Origin of the sequence: Pseudomonas fluorescens (genome assembly GCF_902497745.1) — a bacterium.
Classification (GTDB): Bacteria; Pseudomonadota; Gammaproteobacteria; order Pseudomonadales; family Pseudomonadaceae; genus Aquipseudomonas; species Aquipseudomonas fluorescens_BM.
Genome location: NZ_CABVHJ010000002.1, coordinates 221,517 through 241,307, shown reverse-complemented (window position 1 = coordinate 241,307; position 19,791 = coordinate 221,517). Strand labels below are relative to the sequence as shown.

Below are 19,791 nucleotides of genomic sequence, written 5' to 3'. Positions count from 1 at the left end.
ACTAGGCGCCTGGCCGGAGAAGCTCAATACGCAAAATCGCACTCCGTGTTGATGCTTTTCATAATCAGCGGGTACAGGGCCGTTGCTAGTATCGAGACACCGCCAAGAACAACAAGGACAAGGTCCATGCAGTATTTTCCCGATGTCGATGCGATTCGCTACGAAGGCCCGGATAGCGACTCTCCCCTCTCCTTTCGTCACTACGACGCCGACAAACTCATCCTCGGCAAACCCATGCGCGAACACCTGCGCATGGCTGCCTGCTACTGGCACACGTTCGTTTGGCCGGGTTCCGATGTGTTCGGTGCGGGGACGTTCAAGCGCCCTTGGCAACACGCCGGCGACCCGATGGAAATGGCCATCGGCAAAGCGGCAGCCGCTTTCGAATTCTTCTCCAAACTGGGTATCGACTATTACTGCTTCCATGACACCGATGTCGCCCCGGAAGGCAGCTGTCTGAAGGAGTATCGCAACCACTTCGCACAGATGGTTGATCACCTGGAGCAACATCAGGAAGCCAGCGGAATCAAGCTGCTGTGGGGCACCGCCAATTGCTTCAGCAATCCGCGCTTCGCCGCCGGCGCCGCGAGCAACCCCGATCCGGAAGTGTTCGCCTGCGCCGCTGCTCAGGTGTTCAGCGCCATGAACGCGACCCATCGCCTGAAAGGCGCCAACTACGTGTTGTGGGGCGGTCGCGAAGGCTATGAAACCCTGCTCAACACGGACTTGAAACGCGAGCGCGAACAGCTCGGCCGCTTTATGCGCATGGTGGTCGAGCACAAACACAAGATCGGCTTCACCGGTGACCTGCTGATAGAACCGAAACCGCAGGAGCCGACCAAGCACCAATACGATTACGACAGCGCCACCGTGTTCGGCTTTCTTCAGCAGTTCGGGCTGGAGCACGAAATCAAGGTCAACATCGAGGCCAACCACGCGACCCTGGCCGGGCACAGCTTTCATCACGAAATTGCGACGGCCGTTTCCTTGGGGATTTTCGGCAGCATCGACGCCAACCGTGGTGATCCGCAAAACGGCTGGGACACCGACCAATTCCCCAACAGCGTCGAAGAAATGACCCTGGCCACCTATGAGATCCTCAAGGCCGGCGGGTTCAAGAATGGCGGTTTCAACTTCGACTCCAAGGTGCGCCGGCAAAGTCTCGATCAGATTGATTTGTTCCATGGCCATGTCGGCGCCATGGACGTTCTCGCCCTGTCCCTGGAGCGCGCAGCGGCCATGGTGCAGAACGACGAACTGCAACGGCTCAAGGATCAACGCTACGCCGCTTGGAAGCAGCCGTTCGGGCAGGCGGTGATGGCGGGTGACTTCAACCTTGAATCGCTGGCCGAGCACGCGTTCACCAACGAGTTGAACCCGCAAGCCGTCAGCGGCCGCCAGGAAATGCTCGAAAACATTGTTAACCGGTTTATCTATCGCTGATCACACAGAGGGTCTGGAGGCGCATCCACGCGGTGACATTTCTACGACAATTCTGTGCCTGCGGCGCCGGCGGATTCTCTACAGTTTTACCAGCCCGATACTCATCGTCAGGCCGTGTCTTTCCAACAACAATAAAAGGACGCCCCACTATGAAGAACGTAAAACGCACGCTATTGGCCACTGCCCTGGCGCTGCTGTCACTGCCGGTGATGGCTGACGCTGCCCACCCGAAGATCGGTTTTTCCATTGATGACCTGCGTCTGGAACGCTGGTCGCGTGACCGTGACTACTTCGTCGCGGCGGCTGAAAAAATGGACGCCAAGGTCTTCGTACAGTCGGCCGATGCCAACGAGCAGAAGCAGATTTCCCAGATCGAAAACCTGATTTCCCGGGGGGTCGATGTCATCGTCATCGTGCCGTTCAACGCCACGGTGCTGACCAACGCGGTGGCCGAAGCGAAGAAAGCCGGGATCAAGGTTGTGTCCTATGACCGGCTGATTCTCAACGCTGATGTCGACGCCTACATTTCCTTCGATAACGAAAAAGTCGGCGAGATGCAGGCCAGCGGCGTGCTGAATGCCGCGCCCAAGGGCAATTACTTCCTGCTCGGTGGTGCGCCCACCGACAACAACGCCAAGATCCTGCGTGAAGGCCAGATGAAAGTGCTGCAACCGGCCATCGACAAGGGCGATATCAAGATCGTCGGCCAACAGTGGGTGAAGGAATGGAACCCGACCGAAGCGCTGAGCATTGTTGAAAACGCCCTGACCCGCAACGATAACAAAATCGACGGCATCGTCGCCTCCAACGACGCCACGGCCGGTGGCGCGATCCAGGCACTGGCGGCGCAGCAACTGGCCGGCAAGGTGCCGATTTCCGGGCAGGACGCCGACCTTGCTGCAGTCAAGCGAGTGATCGCCGGCACGCAGACCATGACCGTGTACAAACCGCTGAAACTCATCGCCACCGAAGCGGCCAAGCTCTCGGTGCAACTGGCGCGCAACGAAAAACCCGCCTTCAGCTCGCAGTACGACAACGGCAGCAAAAAGGTCGACACCATCTTGCTCACGCCCACCCCGCTGACCAAGGACAACATCGACCTGCTCGAACAGGACGGCTTCTACACCAAGGCGCAAATTGCCGGGAAGTGATCTCCGGTAATGCGAAAAACCCTTGTGGGAGCGAGCTTGCTCGCGAAGACGGCAGCACATTCAGTATCGATGCCAGCTGAACCACCGCTTTCGCGAGAAAGCTCACTCCCACAGGTTTCGTGGTGTGTGAGTCTTTGATATACGAGCCCTGCCCATGTCCGACTATCTGCTGCAAATGAACGGCATTGTCAAAACCTTCGGCGGTGTCAAAGCGCTCAACGGCATCGACATCAAGGTCAGACCCGGCGAGTGCGTTGGCCTGTGCGGCGAGAATGGCGCCGGCAAATCCACGCTGATGAAGATCCTTTCGGCGGTCTACCCCCACGGCACCTGGGACGGTGAAATCCTCTGGGACGGGCAACCGCTCAGGGCGCAATCGATCAGCGAAACGGAAGCTGCCGGCATCGTCATCATTCACCAGGAACTGACGCTGGTGCCCGACCTGTCGGTGGCCGAAAACATTTTCATGGGCCACGAACTGACGCTGCCCGGCGGACGCATGAATTACCCGGCAATGATCCACCGCGCCGAAGCGCTGATGCGCGAATTGAAAGTCCCCGACATGAACGTCTCGCTGCCGGTTTCGCAGTACGGCGGTGGCTATCAGCAACTGGTGGAAATCGCCAAGGCCCTGAACAAAAAAGCCCGCCTGCTGATCCTCGACGAGCCTTCATCAGCCTTGAGCCGTTCGGAAATCGAGGTATTGCTGGACATCATCCGCGATCTCAAAGCCAAAGGCGTTGCCTGCGTCTACATCTCGCACAAGCTCGATGAAGTGGCCGCCGTGTGCGACACCATTTCGGTGATTCGCGACGGCAAACACATCGCCACCACCGCCATGGCCGACATGGATATTGCGCAGATCATCACGCAGATGGTCGGGCGGGAAATGAGCAACCTCTATCCCACCGAACCCCACGACGTTGGCGAGGTCATTTTCGAGGCCCGGCACATCACCTGCTACGACGTCGACAACCCCAAGCGTAAACGGGTCGACGATATTTCCTTTGTGCTCAAACGCGGCGAGATCCTTGGCATCGCTGGGCTGGTCGGCGCGGGCCGTACCGAACTGGTGACCGCGCTGTACGGCGCTTACCCCGGCCGTCATGAGGGCGAAGTCTGGCTCGATGGCCAACCCATCGACACCCGAACGCCGCTCAAGTCCATCCGTGCCGGCCTGTGTTTGGTGCCGGAGGACCGCAAGCGCCAAGGCATCATTCCGGACCTGGGCGTCGGCCAGAACATCACCCTCGCCGTGCTGGACAACTACTCGAAGCTGACCCGCATCGATGCCGAAGCCGAACTGGGCAGCATCGATAAGGAAATCTCGCGCCTGCACCTCAAGACCTCCAGCCCTTTTCTACCGATCACCAGCCTGTCGGGTGGCAATCAACAAAAAGCCGTTCTGGCTAAGATGCTGCTGGCCAAACCCCGGGTGCTGATTCTCGATGAGCCGACCCGAGGCGTGGATGTCGGCGCCAAATACGAAATCTACAAGTTGATGGGTGCGCTGGCCGCCGCCGGCGTGTCGATCATCATGGTCTCGTCGGAGCTGGCCGAAGTGCTCGGCGTGTCCGACCGCGTGCTAGTGATCGGCGAAGGCCAGTTGCGGGGCGACTTCATCAACCATGAACTTACCCAGGAACAGGTGCTCGCCGCTGCCCTCAGCCAGCCTGGCAGCCATAACAATAATGATCGGAAATCCGCGTAAATGAATCAGGTCAAACAACTGTTCACCCGCTACAAAATGCTCGCGCTGGTGTTTGCCGTGGTGCTGATCTGGCTGTTCTTCAGCTGGCAGACCGAGGGCGGATTTCTGACCCCGCGCAACCTTTCCAATCTGCTGCGGCAAATGTCGATTACCGGCATTCTCGCCTGCGGCATGGTGCTGGTAATCATCAGCGGCGAGATCGATTTATCGGTCGGTTCATTGCTCGGCCTGCTCGGCGGCCTCGCGGCGATTCTTGATGTGGTCTACCACATTCCGCTGTTGGCGAACCTGAGTCTGGTCGCCTTGTGTGGCCTGATGATCGGCCTCGCCAACGGCTACATGACGGCTTACCTGCGCATCCCCTCGTTCATCGTCGGCCTGGGCGGCATGCTGGCTTTTCGCGGGATTTTACTGGGGATTACCGGCGGCACAACCATCGCACCGGTATCGCCGGAGCTGGTTTACATTGGCCAGGGTTACTTGCCCCACGCAATCGGCACCGGTCTGGGCATCCTGCTGTTTGCGCTGACCGTGTTCCTGACCTGGAAACAACGGCGTAATCGCGCTCTTCACGGCCTCGCGGCGCATTCGTTGGTGCGTGACGTCATCCGCGTGTTGGTGATCGGAGCTGTGCTCGCCGGTTTCGTGCAGACGCTGAACAGCTACGACGGCATTCCCGTGCCGGTCTTGTTGCTGCTGGTTTTGCTGGGCGTGTTCAGCTACGTCACCAGTCAGACCGTGTTCGGTCGGCGCGTCTATGCCGTGGGCAGCAATATGGAAGCGACGCGCCTGTCCGGGATCAATGTGCAAGCCGTGAAACTGTGGATCTTCGGGATCATGGGCGTGATGTGCGCCCTCGCCGGCGTGGTCAACACTGCGCGCCTCGCCGCCGGTTCGCCCTCGGCCGGCAGCATGGGCGAACTCGACGCCATCGCCGCGTGCTTTATCGGCGGCACCTCCATGCGCGGCGGCTCCGGCACGGTGTACGGCGCCCTCCTCGGCGCGCTGGTCATCACCAGTCTGGACAACGGCATGTCGATGCTCGATGTCGACAGTTACTGGCAGATGATCGTCAAGGGCAGCATTCTGGTGTTGGCGGTTTGGGTGGATGTCAGTACGCGGACCGGGCGCCGTTGAGCCGCAAGCATCACGCTGCGGGCGTGGTCGCGGGCGCCGGGCTGAGAATCTCCACCAGAAAATCGATAAACACATTGATCCGGCTCGACCCACGGTGATTGGGTAAATACAACGCGTTGATGCAGGTGCTGGCACTGCCGGGATTGACCTCGTAGTGCTCAAGCAAGCGGGTCAGTCGGCCGGATGCGACGTCGTCGCGGACCAGCCAGTCGGCCAGCAGCGTCACCCCGCCGCCGCCGATGGCTGCTTCGCGCAGGATGTCGGCGTTGTTGCTTTGCAGGCGCCCATGGACGTTGAGCTGAATGGGCGTGTCTTCATTCTGAAAGGTCCAGTGCTGGTGGGGGCCGCCGTAATCGAAACGCAGGCATTGATGCTCCAGCAAATCCCGTGGATGGCAGAGCGCCGCGCTACGCGCCAGATAATCCGGACTGGCCACCACCCAGCGTTCGAACTGCCCCACGCGTTTGCTGACGATGTCTTCACTGACCACCGACGATCCGAGCCGCACGGAAACATCGATCTGCTCGCTGAGCAGGTCGCTGACCTGATCGCTTAGCGACAGACTGATCTCCAGACCCGGATGCCGCTCCAGCAAGCGGCTCAGGTGCGGCGCGATCAGGCGCCGCCCGAACTCCACCGGCACGCTGATGCGCAGACGGCCCTGCGCTTCGGCGCCACGATCGGCGACGACAGCATCGGCTTCGTCGATCGCGTCGAGAATCGCCACGGCTTTTTCGAAATAGGTCTGGCCGGCAACGGTCACGCTGGTGTTGCGCGTGGTGCGATTGAGCAGGCTCGCGCCCAGCTCGTGCTCCAGCCCGGCCACTTGCCGTGTCACTGACGACGTTGATATCCCGAGTTTGCGCGCTGCCGAGGAATAGCCCCCGCAGCGCACGGTTTCCACAAACATCTTCAGTGCCAGCAACTTGTCCATAAGCGGGGTCCGGTCGATAGGGAACGCGGATGATTGTGCATCACTGTTCCCCCGACGTCTTGTACCGCCGTGCTCGCCCGCAGTTGCCGGATGTTCAGACATCGGCCTTGCGGCTCAGGAACAACCCGAGCGCGAGCGCTGGCAGCAGCGCCACCGCGACGGCGGACAGGTTCCAGCCGAAATGCTCGTACAACGGGCTTGCAACCAGCGACCCCAGCGCGCCGCCGACGAAAATACTGGTCATGTACACCGCGTTAAGACGCGCACGGCTGTGAGGATCAAGGGCGTAGACCTCACGCTGGCCGAGCACCATGTTCAATTGCACGGCGAAATCCAGCAGCACCGCGCACACCACCAGCCAGACATAACCGCTGCCCGGGAGCGCGGCGATCAACAGCGAAACCGGTGCCAGCAACAGTGCTACCAGCGTGCCGCGACGACCATGCCCGGCATCGGCCAGACGCCCGGCAATCGGCGCCGCAATGGCACCCACCGCACCGACCAGCGCGAAGATCGCCACCTGTGCCTGAGTGAAGCCGTGGTGACGCATCAGTTCAATTGGTGCGAGGGTCCAGAACAGGCTGAAACTGGCAAACAGCAGCCCTTGATACAGCGAGCGCTGACGCAACAGTGGATAGCGCCGGGCCAAGGCAAACACCGAACCGATCAGCGCAGCATAGGTGGCTTTATGTGTCGGCAGCCGACGCGGCAGCGCCACTGCAGTGATCAGCGCGATGACCGCCATCAGGGCCGCCGCGCTGTAAAACACCCCACGCCAGCCGAACACTTCAACCAACAGGCTCGACAGTGGCCGTGACAACAGAATGCCCAGCAACAAACCGCTCATGATATTGCCGACAACGCGGCCACGGCTGGCCTCGGGCGCCAGGTGCGCCGCCAGCGGCACGAGGATCTGCACAGCCACCGACGTCAGACCGATGAGCAAAGACAACACCAGGAACATCGACGGCGAATGAGTCAGGCCGGCGCACAACAGCGTGACGCTCGCCGCCAGGGTGAAACCGACCACCAGCCGGCGGTTTTCCATCAGGTCGGCCAGCGGTACCAGCAGCAACAGGCCCAGCGCGTAACCAAACTGCGTCAGCGAAACGATCAGGCTGGCATTGGCGCTGGACAGACCGATCTGCGGTGCAATCAGTTCGACGATCGGCTGCGCGTAATAAAGATTGGCCACGACCGCGCCACAGCAGAATGCCAGGAACGCGACCATCAGGCCGGACAGTGAAGTTGGCTGTTCGGCATTCGCCGCAACGGCCGGATTGCCCGTGAGCATGATGACACCTCATTGAGTTCAGGAAAGTGCGGCCAAGGCTACGGCCCTGTGTCGACGTGCAGAATCCACGCGGCGGGCAATGCACTGATGCGTCCTGCGCAACGGCGCGGGCGTTGCTTCTCGCGCAACGCGCTGTTGCGTGGGCCGCTGATTCTCCCGCGCAGACGGTTTCTCTACGCTTTGGCCCCTGGCGCCGTCGTCCCCATCGGCGCCCTTCCCCGGCTGTTACAAGGAGCGTTGTCATGACCCGTATCCGATCCGTTCTGCCATTGCCTGCCGCGTTTTTCTCCGTGCCATGAACAGCTCTTTACTGAAGTCCAGAACGCTATGGATCAGCGTGGCAGTCGTCGCTGTGCTCGGTCTGATCGGCGCCGTTTGGCTGATGTGGCGCCCGGCAATTGCGCCGATCGAGCGCCCGACGATGTTCGACACCTCGCAGTTGCAACGCGGGGCGCGGGTGGTCGAGGCCGGCGATTGTGCGGTCTGCCATACCCGCCCCGGTGGCGAATATCTGGCCGGCGGGCTGCCGCTGGTAACGCCGTTCGGCACGCTGTACAGCACCAACATCACCCCGGACGTAGAGACCGGTATCGGCCAATGGTCACTGCCGGCCTTCGAGCGGGCGATGCGTCAGGGCATTGCTCGCGATGGTCACTTGCTCTATCCGGCGTTCCCCTACGTGCACTACCGGCGCATGAGCGCAGCAGACATCGCCGACGCCTACGCCTACTTGATGAGCGGCCCCGCCGTGCACGCGCCGGCCGAGCAGAACCAGATGAATTTTCCGATGAACATTCGTCCGTTGGTGGCGTTTTGGAACCTGCTGTTCCTGCACGGTGAGCCGCTGACGCCGCTGGCGGGACGTAGCGAGGCATGGAATCGAGGGCGTTATCTGGTCGACGGCCCGGGGCACTGCGCCGGCTGCCATTCGCCACTGAACCTGATCGGCGCGGAAAAATCCTCGGACTATTTGCAGGGCGGCAGCGTCGATGGCTGGCAAGCGCCCGCGCTGGTCGGTATGGGCCAGCGCGGCAACCCGTGGAGTCGTGAGCAACTGGTGGGCTATCTGCGCGCCGAGATCGTCGATGGCCACGGCACACCCACCGGCCCTATGCGTCCGGTCAGCTTGAGTCTGGCCCGCTTGCCCGCCAGTGAAGCCGAGGCGATTGCCGAGTATTTGCTCAGCCTGGAAAACCCGCCTTCGGTGACAGAGACAACACCGAAGACGCCTGCCAGTGAGCCGGCAGACCACTCGACCGGCGCCCTGCTCTTCAGCAGCGCCTGCGCCGGTTGCCATTCCCCAGCGGCGCCGATGCGCACCATCGATGGTCGCCCGGCGTTGCAAAACACTTCGGCGTTGCAAGCGGCCAGTTCGCGCAACTTCCTCAAAACCGTACTTGAAGGCTTGCCCGCCACGCCAGGATCGCCCGGCCCTCTGATGCCTGCATTCGCCGCCAGCCTCGACAACGCGCAACTCGGCGCACTGGCCGCGTATCTGCGTCAGCAAGCCAGCCCTGATCAACCGTGGGCCGACCTCTCTTCCACTATTGAAGCGTTACGTCAGGAGACGAAATGAGCCAGATCACCCTCAACGTCAACGGAGCCGCGCAACCGCTTGAGCTGGAGCCGGACATGCCGCTGCTGTACGCGCTGCGCAATCACTTGAACCTCAACGGCGCCAAATACGGCTGCGGTCTCGGCCAATGCGGCGCCTGCACGGTGATCGTCGATGATCGACCGGTGTTTGCCTGCCTGACGCCCTGCGCCGGTCTCGAAGGCAAAAAAATCCGCACCGTGGAAAGCCTCGGCAGCGCGGAAAAACCTGGCCCCTTGCAAGCCGCGTTCATCGAAAAACAGGCGGCGCAATGCGGCTACTGCATCGCCGGCATGCTGATGCGCGCGCAGGCGTTGCTTGAGCGCAATCGACACCCGGATGAGGCAACCATTCGCGAGCACATGGCCAGCAACCTGTGCCGCTGCGGCACGCATTTGCGGATCATCGAGGCGATCAAACAGGTGGCCGGGGACAATGGGAGCCTGACATGAGTGAATCGAATGGTTTGCAGCCGAGCCGACGCGCCTTTCTGCGCGGTGGTGCGTTGCTGATGGCGTTCACCTTGATGCCGGTCGCGCGGCGTGTGTTGGCGGATACGGAAGTCGATACGCTCGGCACCGTGGTTCTCGCGCCCGACCTGCCCGGAAGCCTGCGCACCAACCCGTTTCTCGACGCCTGGATCCGCATCGGCGCCGACGGCATTACCGTCTACACCGGCAAGGTCGAATTGGGCACCGGGGTGAAAACCGCATTGCTGCAAATTGCTGCCGAACGTTTGCAGGTGCCGGCTACCTCCATCAATCTGCTCACCGCCGACACCGCGCTGACACCTAACGAAGGCTACACCGCCGGCAGCCACAGCATTTTCGACAGCGGTACCGCGTTGTATAACGCCGCCGCGCAGGTACGCGAAATACTCGTCGAGGCCGCCGCGCGCCGTTGGCAGGTTGATGCAGCACTACTGAGCACCCGCGACGCTGTGATCGAAGGCCCGGCCGGCCAGCAGATGAGTTACGCCGACGCGGTCAAACATGTCGATGTGCACAAATATGCCAAGGCGCAGTCACCGGCGATGGCCGCCGCTGACTTCAAACTGATCGGCCATTCGTTGCCGCGCCTCGACATTCCGGCGAAGGTCAGCGGTGGCGCAGCATTCGTCCAGGACCTGCGCCTGCCGGGGATGCTGCATGCGCGGGTGATCCGCCCGCCCCGTCCGGGCTGCACGCTGCAAGCATTCGATGCGGCGTCCATCGAAGCATTGCCTGGGGTGGTCAAGGTGATCCGCGACGGCAACTATCTGGCGGTGGTCGCCGGTGATGAGTGGCAAGCGATCAAAGCCATGCGCCGTGCCAACGAGGTGATGCAATGGAGCGAGGGCGAAGCGATTCCCGAGGCGAGCGAGATTCATGACCTGCTCAAACGCCTGCCCTCACGGCGCTATCCGATCAGCAATAGCGGCACGCCGAGCGGCGCGGCCGACACGCGTTTTCAGGCGCGGGTCACCAAGCAGTATTTGATGCATGGCTCGATCGGCCCGTCCTGTGCGGTGGCCTGGTTCAAGGACGGCACGCTCACCGTGTGGACCCACACCCAAGGTGTTTACCCGCTGCGCGCCGGCATTGCCGAAATGCTCGGTCTGCCGCCTGAGCGGGTGCGCTGTATTCATACCGAAGGCTCAGGGTGTTACGGGCACAACGGCGCCGATGATGCCGCCGCCGATGCGGCATTGATTGCCCTGCGTGTGCCCGGTACGCCGGTGCGCGTGCAATGGATGCGCGAACAGGAAAATCTTTGGGAGCCATACAGCTCGGCGATGGTCACCGAAGTCGACGCTGGCCTTAGCCAGGGCCGCCTGCAGGACTGGGCCTACGAACTCTGGACCACGCCGCACAACGAACGCATCGTCAACGCCGGGCGTCTGCTGCCGGCACGCTTGCTCGCGCGGCCCTTCGCCTCGGCGCCCTCCGTGCCGATCGCCCAGCCCGAAGGCGATGGTGATCGCAACGCGGTGCCGCTGTACGACCTCAACTCCACGCGCATCAACATGACCTTCGTCACCCAGATGCCCTTTCGCACCTCGGCCATGCGTTCGCTGGGTGCGCACATCAATATCTTCGCCATCGAGGCGAGCATTGATGAACTGGCGATCAGGGCCGGCATCGACGCGGTCGCCTTGCGTCTGGCCCATCTCAGCGACCCTCGTGCCCGCGCCGTCGTGGAACGTGTGCGTGATGAGATCGGCTGGCCGCAAAAAAACAGCGAGCCCGGCGCCGGTATCGGTTTCGCCTTTGCCCGCTACAAAAACATCATGGGTTACTGCGCCATCGCGGTGAAACTTCGCGTGCATCCGCAGACCGGCGAGATCCGCATCGACCACGTGGTGACGGCGGTGGATGTCGGCCAGATCGTCAGCCCCGACGGCCTGCGCAATCAGGTCGAGGGCGGCATTGTGCAGTCCGCGAGCTGGACCCTGTATGAAAAAGTCGCCTACGACGCGGGGGGCATTCGCAGCTACGACTGGAGCGGTTATCCGATTTTGCGTTTCACGCAATTGCCGAAAAAAGTCGATGTGCATTTGCTCGACCAGCCGGGACAACCCTTCCTCGGTGCCGCTGAAATCGTCCAGGGGCCGATGGCCGCAGCGCTTGGCAACGCCGTCGCCAACGCCACCGGCCGGCGCTGGCTGAACCTGCCACTCACACGCTCAAACCAGCCCGCCTGAGCCACGCCCGTGTTCATCGCTGATGAGCACGGGCGCCATTGCGCCGTGCGCAAAACAGCGTAGCGCCGGTCACCGATTATCAGCCCGGCTGAGCGCGGTTAAGTTAGCGGCACTGGTTCGCGGTTCAGCTGCCGCACTTGAATTCCTTCTATTGAAATCTGGAGCTACCCATGACTCGTCGTCTGTTCCAACCCCTCGCACTCGGTCCTTACACCCTCGCCCATCGCGTGGCGATGGCGCCGTTGACGCGCTCACGTGCCGGCCAACCGGGCGATGTGCCAACGCCGATGAACGCCGAGTACTACCGCCAACGGGCCAGTGCCGCACTGATCATCACCGAGGCCACGCAAATCTCCCGGCAGGCTCAGGGTTACGCCTGGACGCCGGGGATCTACAGTCCTGAGCAAGTTGAGGCGTGGCGTGACGTCAGCGCGGCGGTGCATGAGGCCGGCGGCCTGATCTTCATGCAGCTGTGGCACGTCGGTCGGGTTTCCCATCCCAGTTTTCAACCCGATGCCGGCCTGCCGGTTGCGCCGAGCGCGCTGCCGGTGCCTGGCAAGACGTTTATCGTCGATGAAAACGGTAACGGCGTCTGGGGTGATGTGCCGGTGCCGCGCGCGCTGGAAACCGCGGAAATCGCCGGCATCGTCGAGGACTATCGGGTGGCCGCGCGCAACGCATTGCAGGCGGGCATGGACGGTGTGGAAATCCATGCCGGCAACGGTTACCTGCTCGATCAGTTTCTCAACAGCAACAGCAACCAGCGTGACGATGCCTATGGCGGCAGCGTGGAGAATCGTGCGCGATTTCTGCTGGAAGTGGTTGAGGCCGTGGCTGAAGAAGTCGGTGCCGAACGGGTCGGCGTAAGACTGACGCCGATGGGGCGTTTCATGGGCATGGGCGATGACACCCCGGAGGCCACCTTCGGCCACCTCGTCGAAGCGCTCAACCAATGGAATCTGGCCTACCTGCACCTGGTCGAGCCAGCGATGGTTGGCACCGTCAAAGATGAGAACTTCGACCCGCGCTGGGACGCGATCATTGCCCAGTTACGCAAAACGTGGAACGGCGTGCTGATCCTGGCAGGCGGCTACGATGCGCAATCTGCCGAACAGGCGCTGATTGCCGATCGTGCCGACATCATCGCGTTTGGCCGCCCGTTCCTGGCCAACCCGGACTTGCCGCGTCGGCTGCACGATGGTCTGGCGCTCAACGTGCCAGACCCCGGCAGCTTTTTTGGCGGGGATCAGCGTGGCTACATCGATTATCCGTTTCATGCTTGAGCAGGAGCAGACCACTCGCATCTCATGAATGTGTAAATCCCTGGAAGCAGGGGCCGATGCGCCCCTGCCCTATCAAGTCATACGATCTCTGCACTTAATCAAATAAGTAAAAATCCACTATAACGCCGAACATATGCGTAGCTGTGCGCTTTCAGGTCTATTGCCCGACGTCGCCGAATGCGATAAAACGGGCTAGTTGTACGACAACCAATAAAAACCAAGTCGTTCGAACGGCTAACAATCCTGAGATCTGCCATGCCTCGCCCTACCGCTGCGCAAACCGTACCGCCACCCTTCCCTCGCTTTCTCGCCGTAATCATTCTGCTGTGCATGGGCTGTGCGTTTGCCGGCAATCATGTGGCGGCGCGAGTCGCATTTGATGATGGTGCGGGTGTGTTGCTGGCGATTTTGATGCGTTCCGGCGGGACCTTGCTGGTGCTTGCCATCCTGGTGCTGTGGCAAAGACAAAGCCTGCGTTTGCCGGCGGGTGCCTGGCGCTGGCAGCTGTTGCTGGGGTTGCTGATCACTGCGCAGAGTCTGTGTCTGTATTCCGCTGTCGCGCGGGTGCCAGTGGCGCTGGCCCTGCTGGTGGCGAACGTATTCCCAATTCTGCTGGCATTGCTCACCTGGGCGCTGGGTGGCCAGCGACCGAGCGCACGCACTGCGAGCTTGATGGGCTTGATTCTACTGGGCCTGGTGTTTGTGCTGGACGTCCCCGGGCGGCTCTCGACCACGACAGACGTCAGTGCGCAATGGCTGACGGGCGTCGCGCTCGCGTTCTGCGCCGCCAGCGTGTTCGCCTGCGCGCTGTGGATCACCGACCACAAGCTGTCTCAGGTACGTGGCTCGGTGCGCAGTCTGCTGACCATTTTCATCGTGTTCAGCAGCGTCAACCTGGCAGGGCTGACGGGCGCCCTCCCAGGCGGACTGAACCTGCCCGCGACCTCGACCGGATGGCTGGCCCTCGCCACTTTGGTGGTGCTCTACGGCACAGGTTTTATCGTCCTGTTCATTTCCGTGCCTCGCCTCGACATGCCGCGCAATGCGCCGGTCATGAACATCGAGCCATTGGCAACGCTGCTGATGGGCTGGATTGTGCTGGACCAAATGCTCAGCAAAGGACAGATTTTCGGCGGGGTGATTGTGGTCACGGGCATCGTTTTGCTGACGTACCGTAAATCAGTGGTCAAGGCTGAGGTTAAAGCCAGTGCGTGAGGGTTTCTCTTCAGTGGTCAGGTTCGTGATTAACCCAAAGCCGTATCGAGAAACATCATCACCCCAAAGCCGAGCATCAGTCCCAACGTGGCCGGGGTCTCATGCCCGTTGCGATGGGTCTCGGGAATGACCTCATGGGACACCACAAAAATCATCGCCCCGGCTGCCAGACCGAGCGCAATGGGATATCCCAACGCAAAGCTGCTGGAAATACCCAGTCCGACAATGGCGCCAATCGGCTCCATCAACCCCGAACCCACCGCAATCAGTGCTGCGCGCAGTGCGGAGATGCCGGTTACGCGTAATGCCAAGGCGACTGCCAGACCTTCGGGAATGTCTTGAATGGCGATGGCAGTCGTCAGCGGCAGTCCCACCTTCATATCGCCGTTGGCGAAGCTCACGCCAATCGCCATGCCTTCCGGCAGGTTATGCAGCGTGATTGCCAAAACGAACAACCAGACACGATTGATGCGCTGCGCGTCCGGCCCCCGGCGTCCGCTTTTCTCGTGTTCGTGAGGCACGAAACGATCTAGGCCGACCATCAGCGCAACGCCCAATGCCAATCCTGCAACGACGACGCAGGCTGCGAGCAACGGGTTACCGCAAAGCGCCTGAGCCGCTTCGATGCCAGGCAGAATCAGCGAAAACGAACTGGCGGCCAGCATCATTCCGGCGGCGAAGCCGAGCATGATGTCTTGGGTGCGGGCGGCGATATCTCGCAACGCGATCGCTACGACAGCACCCATTGCCGTCGCAGCGAAGCCGGTCATGCCACCGATAAAGGCGAAGTGCAGATTTTGTTTGTTGGCTCCGACGAAGGCGCCATAACCGCTTATCAGCAGGAAGACGGTCACGCCGATCAGAATTGACCAGAAGACGCACCCGCCCCACCCGGATCCTGAGAATCGGGCGAACCAGGAGCGAGCGGGTGCGGCTGATGAGGTCAACGGCTCGGGCATGGGAACTCCTGTTTTGTTGATTCGATCTATTCAGCGGATCCGCAAAACGACCGTACATGACCTCAATGGTAATCGTCTCCAGCGACTGCGCGCAGGTAGGCGACGTCTGCTTCTCTGCGCAGGTCGCGCCACTCGTCCCAACTGAGTATGCCCAAGCGATCCATTTCATCCGATTGGCGCAGCAGTTCATCGTGATAGGCGTCTGGGCAGTCCATGCGCAGTTCAAGGTTTTCCAGTGCACGTTGCCAGGCCGCCAATGCGAGTAATCTGGTTTCTTGTGCGAATGTCAGTTGATTCTTGAACGCGTTCATTTCGCCCACCCCGAACATTTCCCGGTTGAGCAACCGATTTCGAGTTAGGTTCAAAATGTCTGACGAAAAGCGGATGACTGAAAGCTTTCTGCTGACGTGGCCACCAACCCATCCAGCTCATGGATGGGGTTACGGTATGTGGCAATCGCCCCGCTACTCAATTCAGTGGTCGGGGCGATGTGATTTGTTGCGTCAAGGCACTATCAGGAAGCGTCAATCCAGATGGTTTTGATTTCAGTGTACTGGTCGTGCGCCCAGATCGACTTGTCGCGCCCGCCGAACCCCGACTCCTTGTAGCCGCCGAATGGCGTAGAGGCGTCGCCCTCACCGAAGCAGTTCACCGTGACAATCCCGGCGCGAATCCCGCGTGAGAGTTTCAGGGCATGGCGCAGGTTGCCGGTGTAAGCCGATGCCGCCAGGCCGTAGGCCGTGTCGTTGGCCAGCTCAATGGCTTCGTCAACGCTCTGGAAGGTGGTAACGCTTAGCACCGGGCCGAAGATTTCTTCCTGGAACAGCCGACTATCGCGGCTCACGCCATCAACGATGGTGGGTTCGACGAAAATATCCTGGCGGGTTTTGCCGCCCACCAGCACACGCAGTTTTTCGTCGCGGGCCACATCAAGGTAGGAGCGCACCTTGTCGAAATGCGCCTTGCTGATCATCGAGCCCAGGCGGTTTTCCGGGTCCAGTGGGTCGCCCATTTTCCAGTCGCCCAGATGCACCTGCACACGCTGCAACAGTTCATCCTTGACGTCGGCGTGGACGATCAGACGCGATGAGGCCGAGCAGTTTTCACCCATGTTCCAGAACGCGCCGTTCACCACATGCTGAGCGACGAGGTCGATGTCTTCGACATCATTCATCACCACGGCCGGGTTCTTGCCGCCACATTCCAACACGATGCGTTTGAGGTTCGATTCGCTGGAATACTTGAGGAACAGTCGCCCGGTGTCAGTTGAACCGGTGAAGCTGACCATCGCCACATCCGGGTGACGCCCCAGCGGTTCGCCCGCCTCTTTCCCGCCCCCAGGCACGACGTTGAAGACACCGGCGGGAATCCCCGCCAGATGCGCCAGTTCGGCGACGCGCAACGTGCTCAGGGTAGTTTCCTTGGCCGGTTTGACCACGATCGAACAGCCAGCGGCCAGCGACGGACCGATTTTCCAGGCGAGCATCAGCAGCGGGAAATTCCACGGCAGCACCAGGCCGACGACGCCAATCGGTTCGCGCACCACCATGGTTACCGCACCCGAGCCGACGGGGGCCGTAGCATCGTAGATCTTGTCGATCAGCTCGGCATGCCAACGCAACGTATGAATCGTTTCCGGCACGTCGATGTTCTGGCATTCACGGATCGGCTTGCCACTGTCGAGACTTTCCAGCACCGCCAGTTCATGGGCGTTGTCTTCCAGCAACTGGGCAAAGCGCAGCAATACCGATTTGCGTGCGGACGGCGCCAGTGAATGCCAGCGTGCGTCATCGAAGGCTTCCTTCGCAGCGGCGACGGCGGCATCGACGTCGTCGGCATCGCACGCGGCGATCTCGGTCAATACCTGTTCGGTGGCCGGGTTGGTCGTGGTGAATGTCCTGCCCGATCTGGAGGCGCAGAACTGGCCGTTGATGAACGCTTGGTTGCGAAATTCGAGTTTTGCAGCCAGTTCGAAGTATTGCTCTTTACTCAGCAGGTCTGCCATTTCAAGCCTCCTCGACGATACGCGCGACGTTGTTCTGCAGGGTTTTGATCACGCTTTCCAACGCTTGCTTCTCGGCAGGCTCCAGCGCTTGCAGCGGCGCTCGGACCCCGCCGGCACGCAGGCCACTGAGTTCGCTGCCATGTTTGATCGACTGCACGAACTTGCCGCTTTCGAGGAAATCCATCAGTGGCAGCATCGCCGACATGATCCGCCGACCCTTATCGAAATTTTTCTCGAGGACACAGGCTTCGTAGAGTGCAATGTGTTCACGCGGAATAAAGTTCGAGCCTGCACAAACCCAGCTGCGCGCACCCCAGGCGAAGAACTCCAGGGCCTGATCATCCCAGCCACAGGACAGCTGAATTGACGGATGGGCATGTGCCAGACGGTGCAGGCGGCCCATCTCGCCCGAACTTTCCTTGATCGCAGCGATGTTCTTGCAGCCGGCAATCGCTTCGAAAAACTCGTCGCCCATCGCCACGCCCATCCGCGACGGATAGTTGTAAAGCATGATCGGCAGCCCGGCGGCCTTGTCCACGGCGAGCACATGGGTGGCAATTTCCTTTTGCGTGGGCAAGGCATACGGTGGCGAACCGACCAGGATGGCGTCCGCTTTCAGGGACTTGGCCTTTTCGGCGAAGTACACCGAGTCTTCGGTACGAATGCCGCCAGTGCCGATGACCAGCGGCAAACGTCCGCGGATCACGTCTTTGGCTCGCTCGGCGACGGCCACGCGTTCCTCGGCGGTGTGCGCGTAATACTCGCCGGTGGAGCCGCCAATAACGATGCCGTGAACCCTGGACTCGATCAGGTATTCGAGCACATCGGAGAACGCCGAATAGTCGATCTGGCCATCAGCGGACAACGGGGTAATCGCAGGGGTAAAAATTCCGTCAAAGTTCATAGCGCTTTCTCCAGTGGTTCAATGTTCAATCCGTGCGCCCGACGGCATGCCGGGCAGATCGTGGTTATTTGCGGCGCAAGCCTCCAGGACAGCAGCAGGACAAGGAGCGTGATCGCTTCAGCGACCGGTCAACGCAGACTCAGCTTTCTCTCCCGGCGCGGTACTGCCCCCACTTGAGGTTCATGTTCACCCCAAGCGAAAGGAACGGTTCTGGCGGGTTGCTGTTGGGGCCTGGCGCCTGCAACAGGAAGTCAATCAGTGGGTCACGCTGCCCCGCCAGCCAGTCCGCGAGCAACTTGCCGGTGACGGTTCCGCGCGTGACGCCTAGACCGTTGCATCCCAGCGCGCCATATACATTGGGCGCCAGTTCACCGAAGAAACCGTTGTGATTGCGCGACATGGCCAAGGCGCCGCCCCAGGTGTAGTCGAACGTCACGTCCGGCAACATCGGGAAGCGCTGATCGAATGAGGCCTTGTGCCGGCGCACGAAGCGCTCGTTGTATTTGCGGTTGCTGCGACCATCCGGGTTGAAGGTGAAACTGTTGCGGATCAGCAGGCGGTTATCCGGGGTTCGGCGCACCGTGGTGCCGAACGGATCGGCAGGAATGGCGCCCCAGAACGGTTTGCCGCCCAGGCGCGCCTGTTCCTCTGCAGTCAGCGGCCGCGTAATGCTGGCGTAGGTGTAGATCGGCAACATGCGCCCTTGCAGGAAACCGAAACGCATACCGAACGAGTTGTTCGCCAGAATCAGTTTGTCGGCGGTGATGCTGCCGTGGGCATGTTTTAGGAGCGTCTTGGTGCCGTATTCCACTTCCAGAATCGGTGTGCGCTCATACAGCGTGACGTTCGATGGCAGATGATCGGCGAGGCCTTTCACCAGTCCGGACGGTTGCAATAACACTGCGCCCGGGGTGAACAACGCCTTACGGTAAAAACGCGTGCCGAGATGTTCGGGCAACTCATCGGCATCAATCATTTGAAAAGGCTGATCGAGTTTTTCCAGGCCACGACGATAGGCGTCGAGTACGGCGATACCGCGGTTCTCCACCGCCGCCTGATATTTGCCGCAGGCTTTCATCTGACATTCGATGCGGTATTGATCGACCAGCTCGCGAAGTATCGATTGGCCAGCCAGATTGAGTTTCAAACTGGTCCGAGCCAGCGCGATGTCACCGATGTAATCCTCAGCGCCAATGTCATGGGGAAGATCAATGGCAAAACCGGCATTACGCCCCGATGGCCCCAGTCCGACCTCCTGCGCTTCGATAAGCACCACTTCGTCATCGGGGAAATTCAACGCCAGTTGCCGCGCGCACGCCAGTCCCGTGAAGCCGGCACCGATGATCACCCAGCGGGCGGAACGGTGCCCACGGTGAGCCGGCTCGGGGCTGCGTGGCTTGCTCAAGTGAAACCAGCCACAACTATCATCATCGGCGGGTAATGAACTGACTTTCATAGTGTTGAACCGTTAATCGTTG

16 protein-coding genes are annotated in these 19,791 nt (G+C 60.9%); 9 read left to right on the top strand and 7 right to left on the bottom strand.

Annotated elements, in window-relative coordinates; all coding sequences use genetic code 11:
- Positions 1-126: 126 nt before the first annotated feature.
- The 4 genes from xylA to F8N44_RS03765 all read left to right on the top strand — a co-directional run bounded on the left by xylA (position 127) and on the right by F8N44_RS03765 (position 5,442).
- Positions 127-1,443, top strand: coding sequence for a xylose isomerase (xylA, locus tag F8N44_RS03785; protein WP_150649365.1), 1,317 nt, complete (start codon positions 127-129; stop codon positions 1,441-1,443).
- Between the two features lie 149 nt (positions 1,444-1,592).
- Complete coding sequence (xylF, locus tag F8N44_RS03780; RefSeq protein WP_007913194.1) at positions 1,593-2,594, top strand: D-xylose ABC transporter substrate-binding protein; 1,002 nt, start codon at positions 1,593-1,595, stop codon at positions 2,592-2,594.
- 154 nt (positions 2,595-2,748) lie between these two features.
- Positions 2,749-4,305 (top strand): D-xylose ABC transporter ATP-binding protein, encoded by a 1,557-nt coding sequence (xylG, locus tag F8N44_RS03770; RefSeq protein ID WP_150649364.1) that lies wholly within the window; start codon positions 2,749-2,751, stop codon positions 4,303-4,305.
- The gene (locus F8N44_RS03765; RefSeq protein WP_016986081.1) at positions 4,306-5,442 is read left to right on the top strand and encodes a sugar ABC transporter permease; all 1,137 of its coding nucleotides are present in this window, start codon (positions 4,306-4,308) and stop codon (positions 5,440-5,442) included.
- 10 nt (positions 5,443-5,452) lie between these two features.
- Here F8N44_RS03765 and F8N44_RS03760 read toward each other — a convergent pair whose 3' ends face one another.
- Together F8N44_RS03760 and F8N44_RS03755 are read right to left on the bottom strand one after the other, a co-directional pair.
- Positions 5,453-6,376, bottom strand: coding sequence for a LysR family transcriptional regulator (locus F8N44_RS03760; RefSeq protein WP_150649363.1), 924 nt, complete (start codon positions 6,374-6,376; stop codon positions 5,453-5,455).
- Positions 6,377-6,470: 94 nt separating this feature from the next.
- The gene (locus F8N44_RS03755; RefSeq protein ID WP_108224630.1) at positions 6,471-7,670 is read right to left on the bottom strand and encodes an MFS transporter; all 1,200 of its coding nucleotides are present in this window, start codon (positions 7,668-7,670) and stop codon (positions 6,471-6,473) included.
- 337 nt (positions 7,671-8,007) lie between these two features.
- On the opposite strand from F8N44_RS03755, the gene F8N44_RS03750 reads away from it, so the two are divergent.
- The 5 genes from F8N44_RS03750 to F8N44_RS03730 all read left to right on the top strand — a co-directional run bounded on the left by F8N44_RS03750 (position 8,008) and on the right by F8N44_RS03730 (position 14,445).
- Positions 8,008-9,246 (top strand): c-type cytochrome, encoded by a 1,239-nt coding sequence (locus F8N44_RS03750; RefSeq protein WP_412071499.1) that lies wholly within the window; start codon positions 8,008-8,010, stop codon positions 9,244-9,246.
- Positions 9,243-9,716 (top strand): (2Fe-2S)-binding protein, encoded by a 474-nt coding sequence (locus F8N44_RS03745; RefSeq protein ID WP_150649361.1) that lies wholly within the window; start codon positions 9,243-9,245, stop codon positions 9,714-9,716. The genes F8N44_RS03750 and F8N44_RS03745 overlap by 4 nt, the downstream gene beginning before the upstream one ends.
- Positions 9,713-11,947 (top strand): xanthine dehydrogenase family protein molybdopterin-binding subunit, encoded by a 2,235-nt coding sequence (locus tag F8N44_RS03740; protein ID WP_150649360.1) that lies wholly within the window; start codon positions 9,713-9,715, stop codon positions 11,945-11,947. Before F8N44_RS03745 ends, F8N44_RS03740 begins: the two co-directional genes overlap by 4 nt.
- A gap of 170 nt (positions 11,948-12,117) precedes the next feature.
- Positions 12,118-13,230: an alkene reductase gene (locus F8N44_RS03735; protein WP_150649359.1), complete on the top strand. Its 1,113-nt coding sequence runs from the start codon at positions 12,118-12,120 to the stop codon at positions 13,228-13,230.
- Between the two features lie 255 nt (positions 13,231-13,485).
- Entirely contained in the window at positions 13,486-14,445 is a 960-nt protein-coding gene (locus F8N44_RS03730) for an EamA family transporter (protein WP_150649358.1), read from the top strand.
- Positions 14,446-14,474: 29 nt separating this feature from the next.
- Here the strand turns inward: F8N44_RS03730 and F8N44_RS03725 are convergent, their stop codons facing one another.
- The 5 genes from F8N44_RS03725 to F8N44_RS03705 all read right to left on the bottom strand — a co-directional run bounded on the left by F8N44_RS03725 (position 14,475) and on the right by F8N44_RS03705 (position 19,769).
- A complete protein-coding gene (locus F8N44_RS03725; RefSeq protein WP_150649357.1) occupies positions 14,475-15,404 on the bottom strand; it encodes a ZIP family metal transporter in 930 nt (309 codons plus the stop codon).
- Between the two features lie 62 nt (positions 15,405-15,466).
- Complete coding sequence (locus F8N44_RS03720; protein ID WP_191630852.1) at positions 15,467-15,715, bottom strand: hypothetical protein; 249 nt, start codon at positions 15,713-15,715, stop codon at positions 15,467-15,469.
- A gap of 203 nt (positions 15,716-15,918) precedes the next feature.
- Complete coding sequence (locus F8N44_RS03715; RefSeq protein ID WP_150649356.1) at positions 15,919-17,409, bottom strand: aldehyde dehydrogenase; 1,491 nt, start codon at positions 17,407-17,409, stop codon at positions 15,919-15,921.
- 1 nt (position 17,410) lies between these two features.
- Entirely contained in the window at positions 17,411-18,313 is a 903-nt protein-coding gene (locus F8N44_RS03710) for a dihydrodipicolinate synthase family protein (protein WP_150649355.1), read from the bottom strand.
- 139 nt (positions 18,314-18,452) lie between these two features.
- Positions 18,453-19,769, bottom strand: a complete 1,317-nt coding sequence (locus F8N44_RS03705) for an NAD(P)/FAD-dependent oxidoreductase (protein ID WP_150649354.1) — start codon at positions 19,767-19,769, stop codon at positions 18,453-18,455.
- Positions 19,770-19,791: the final 22 nt, after the last annotated feature.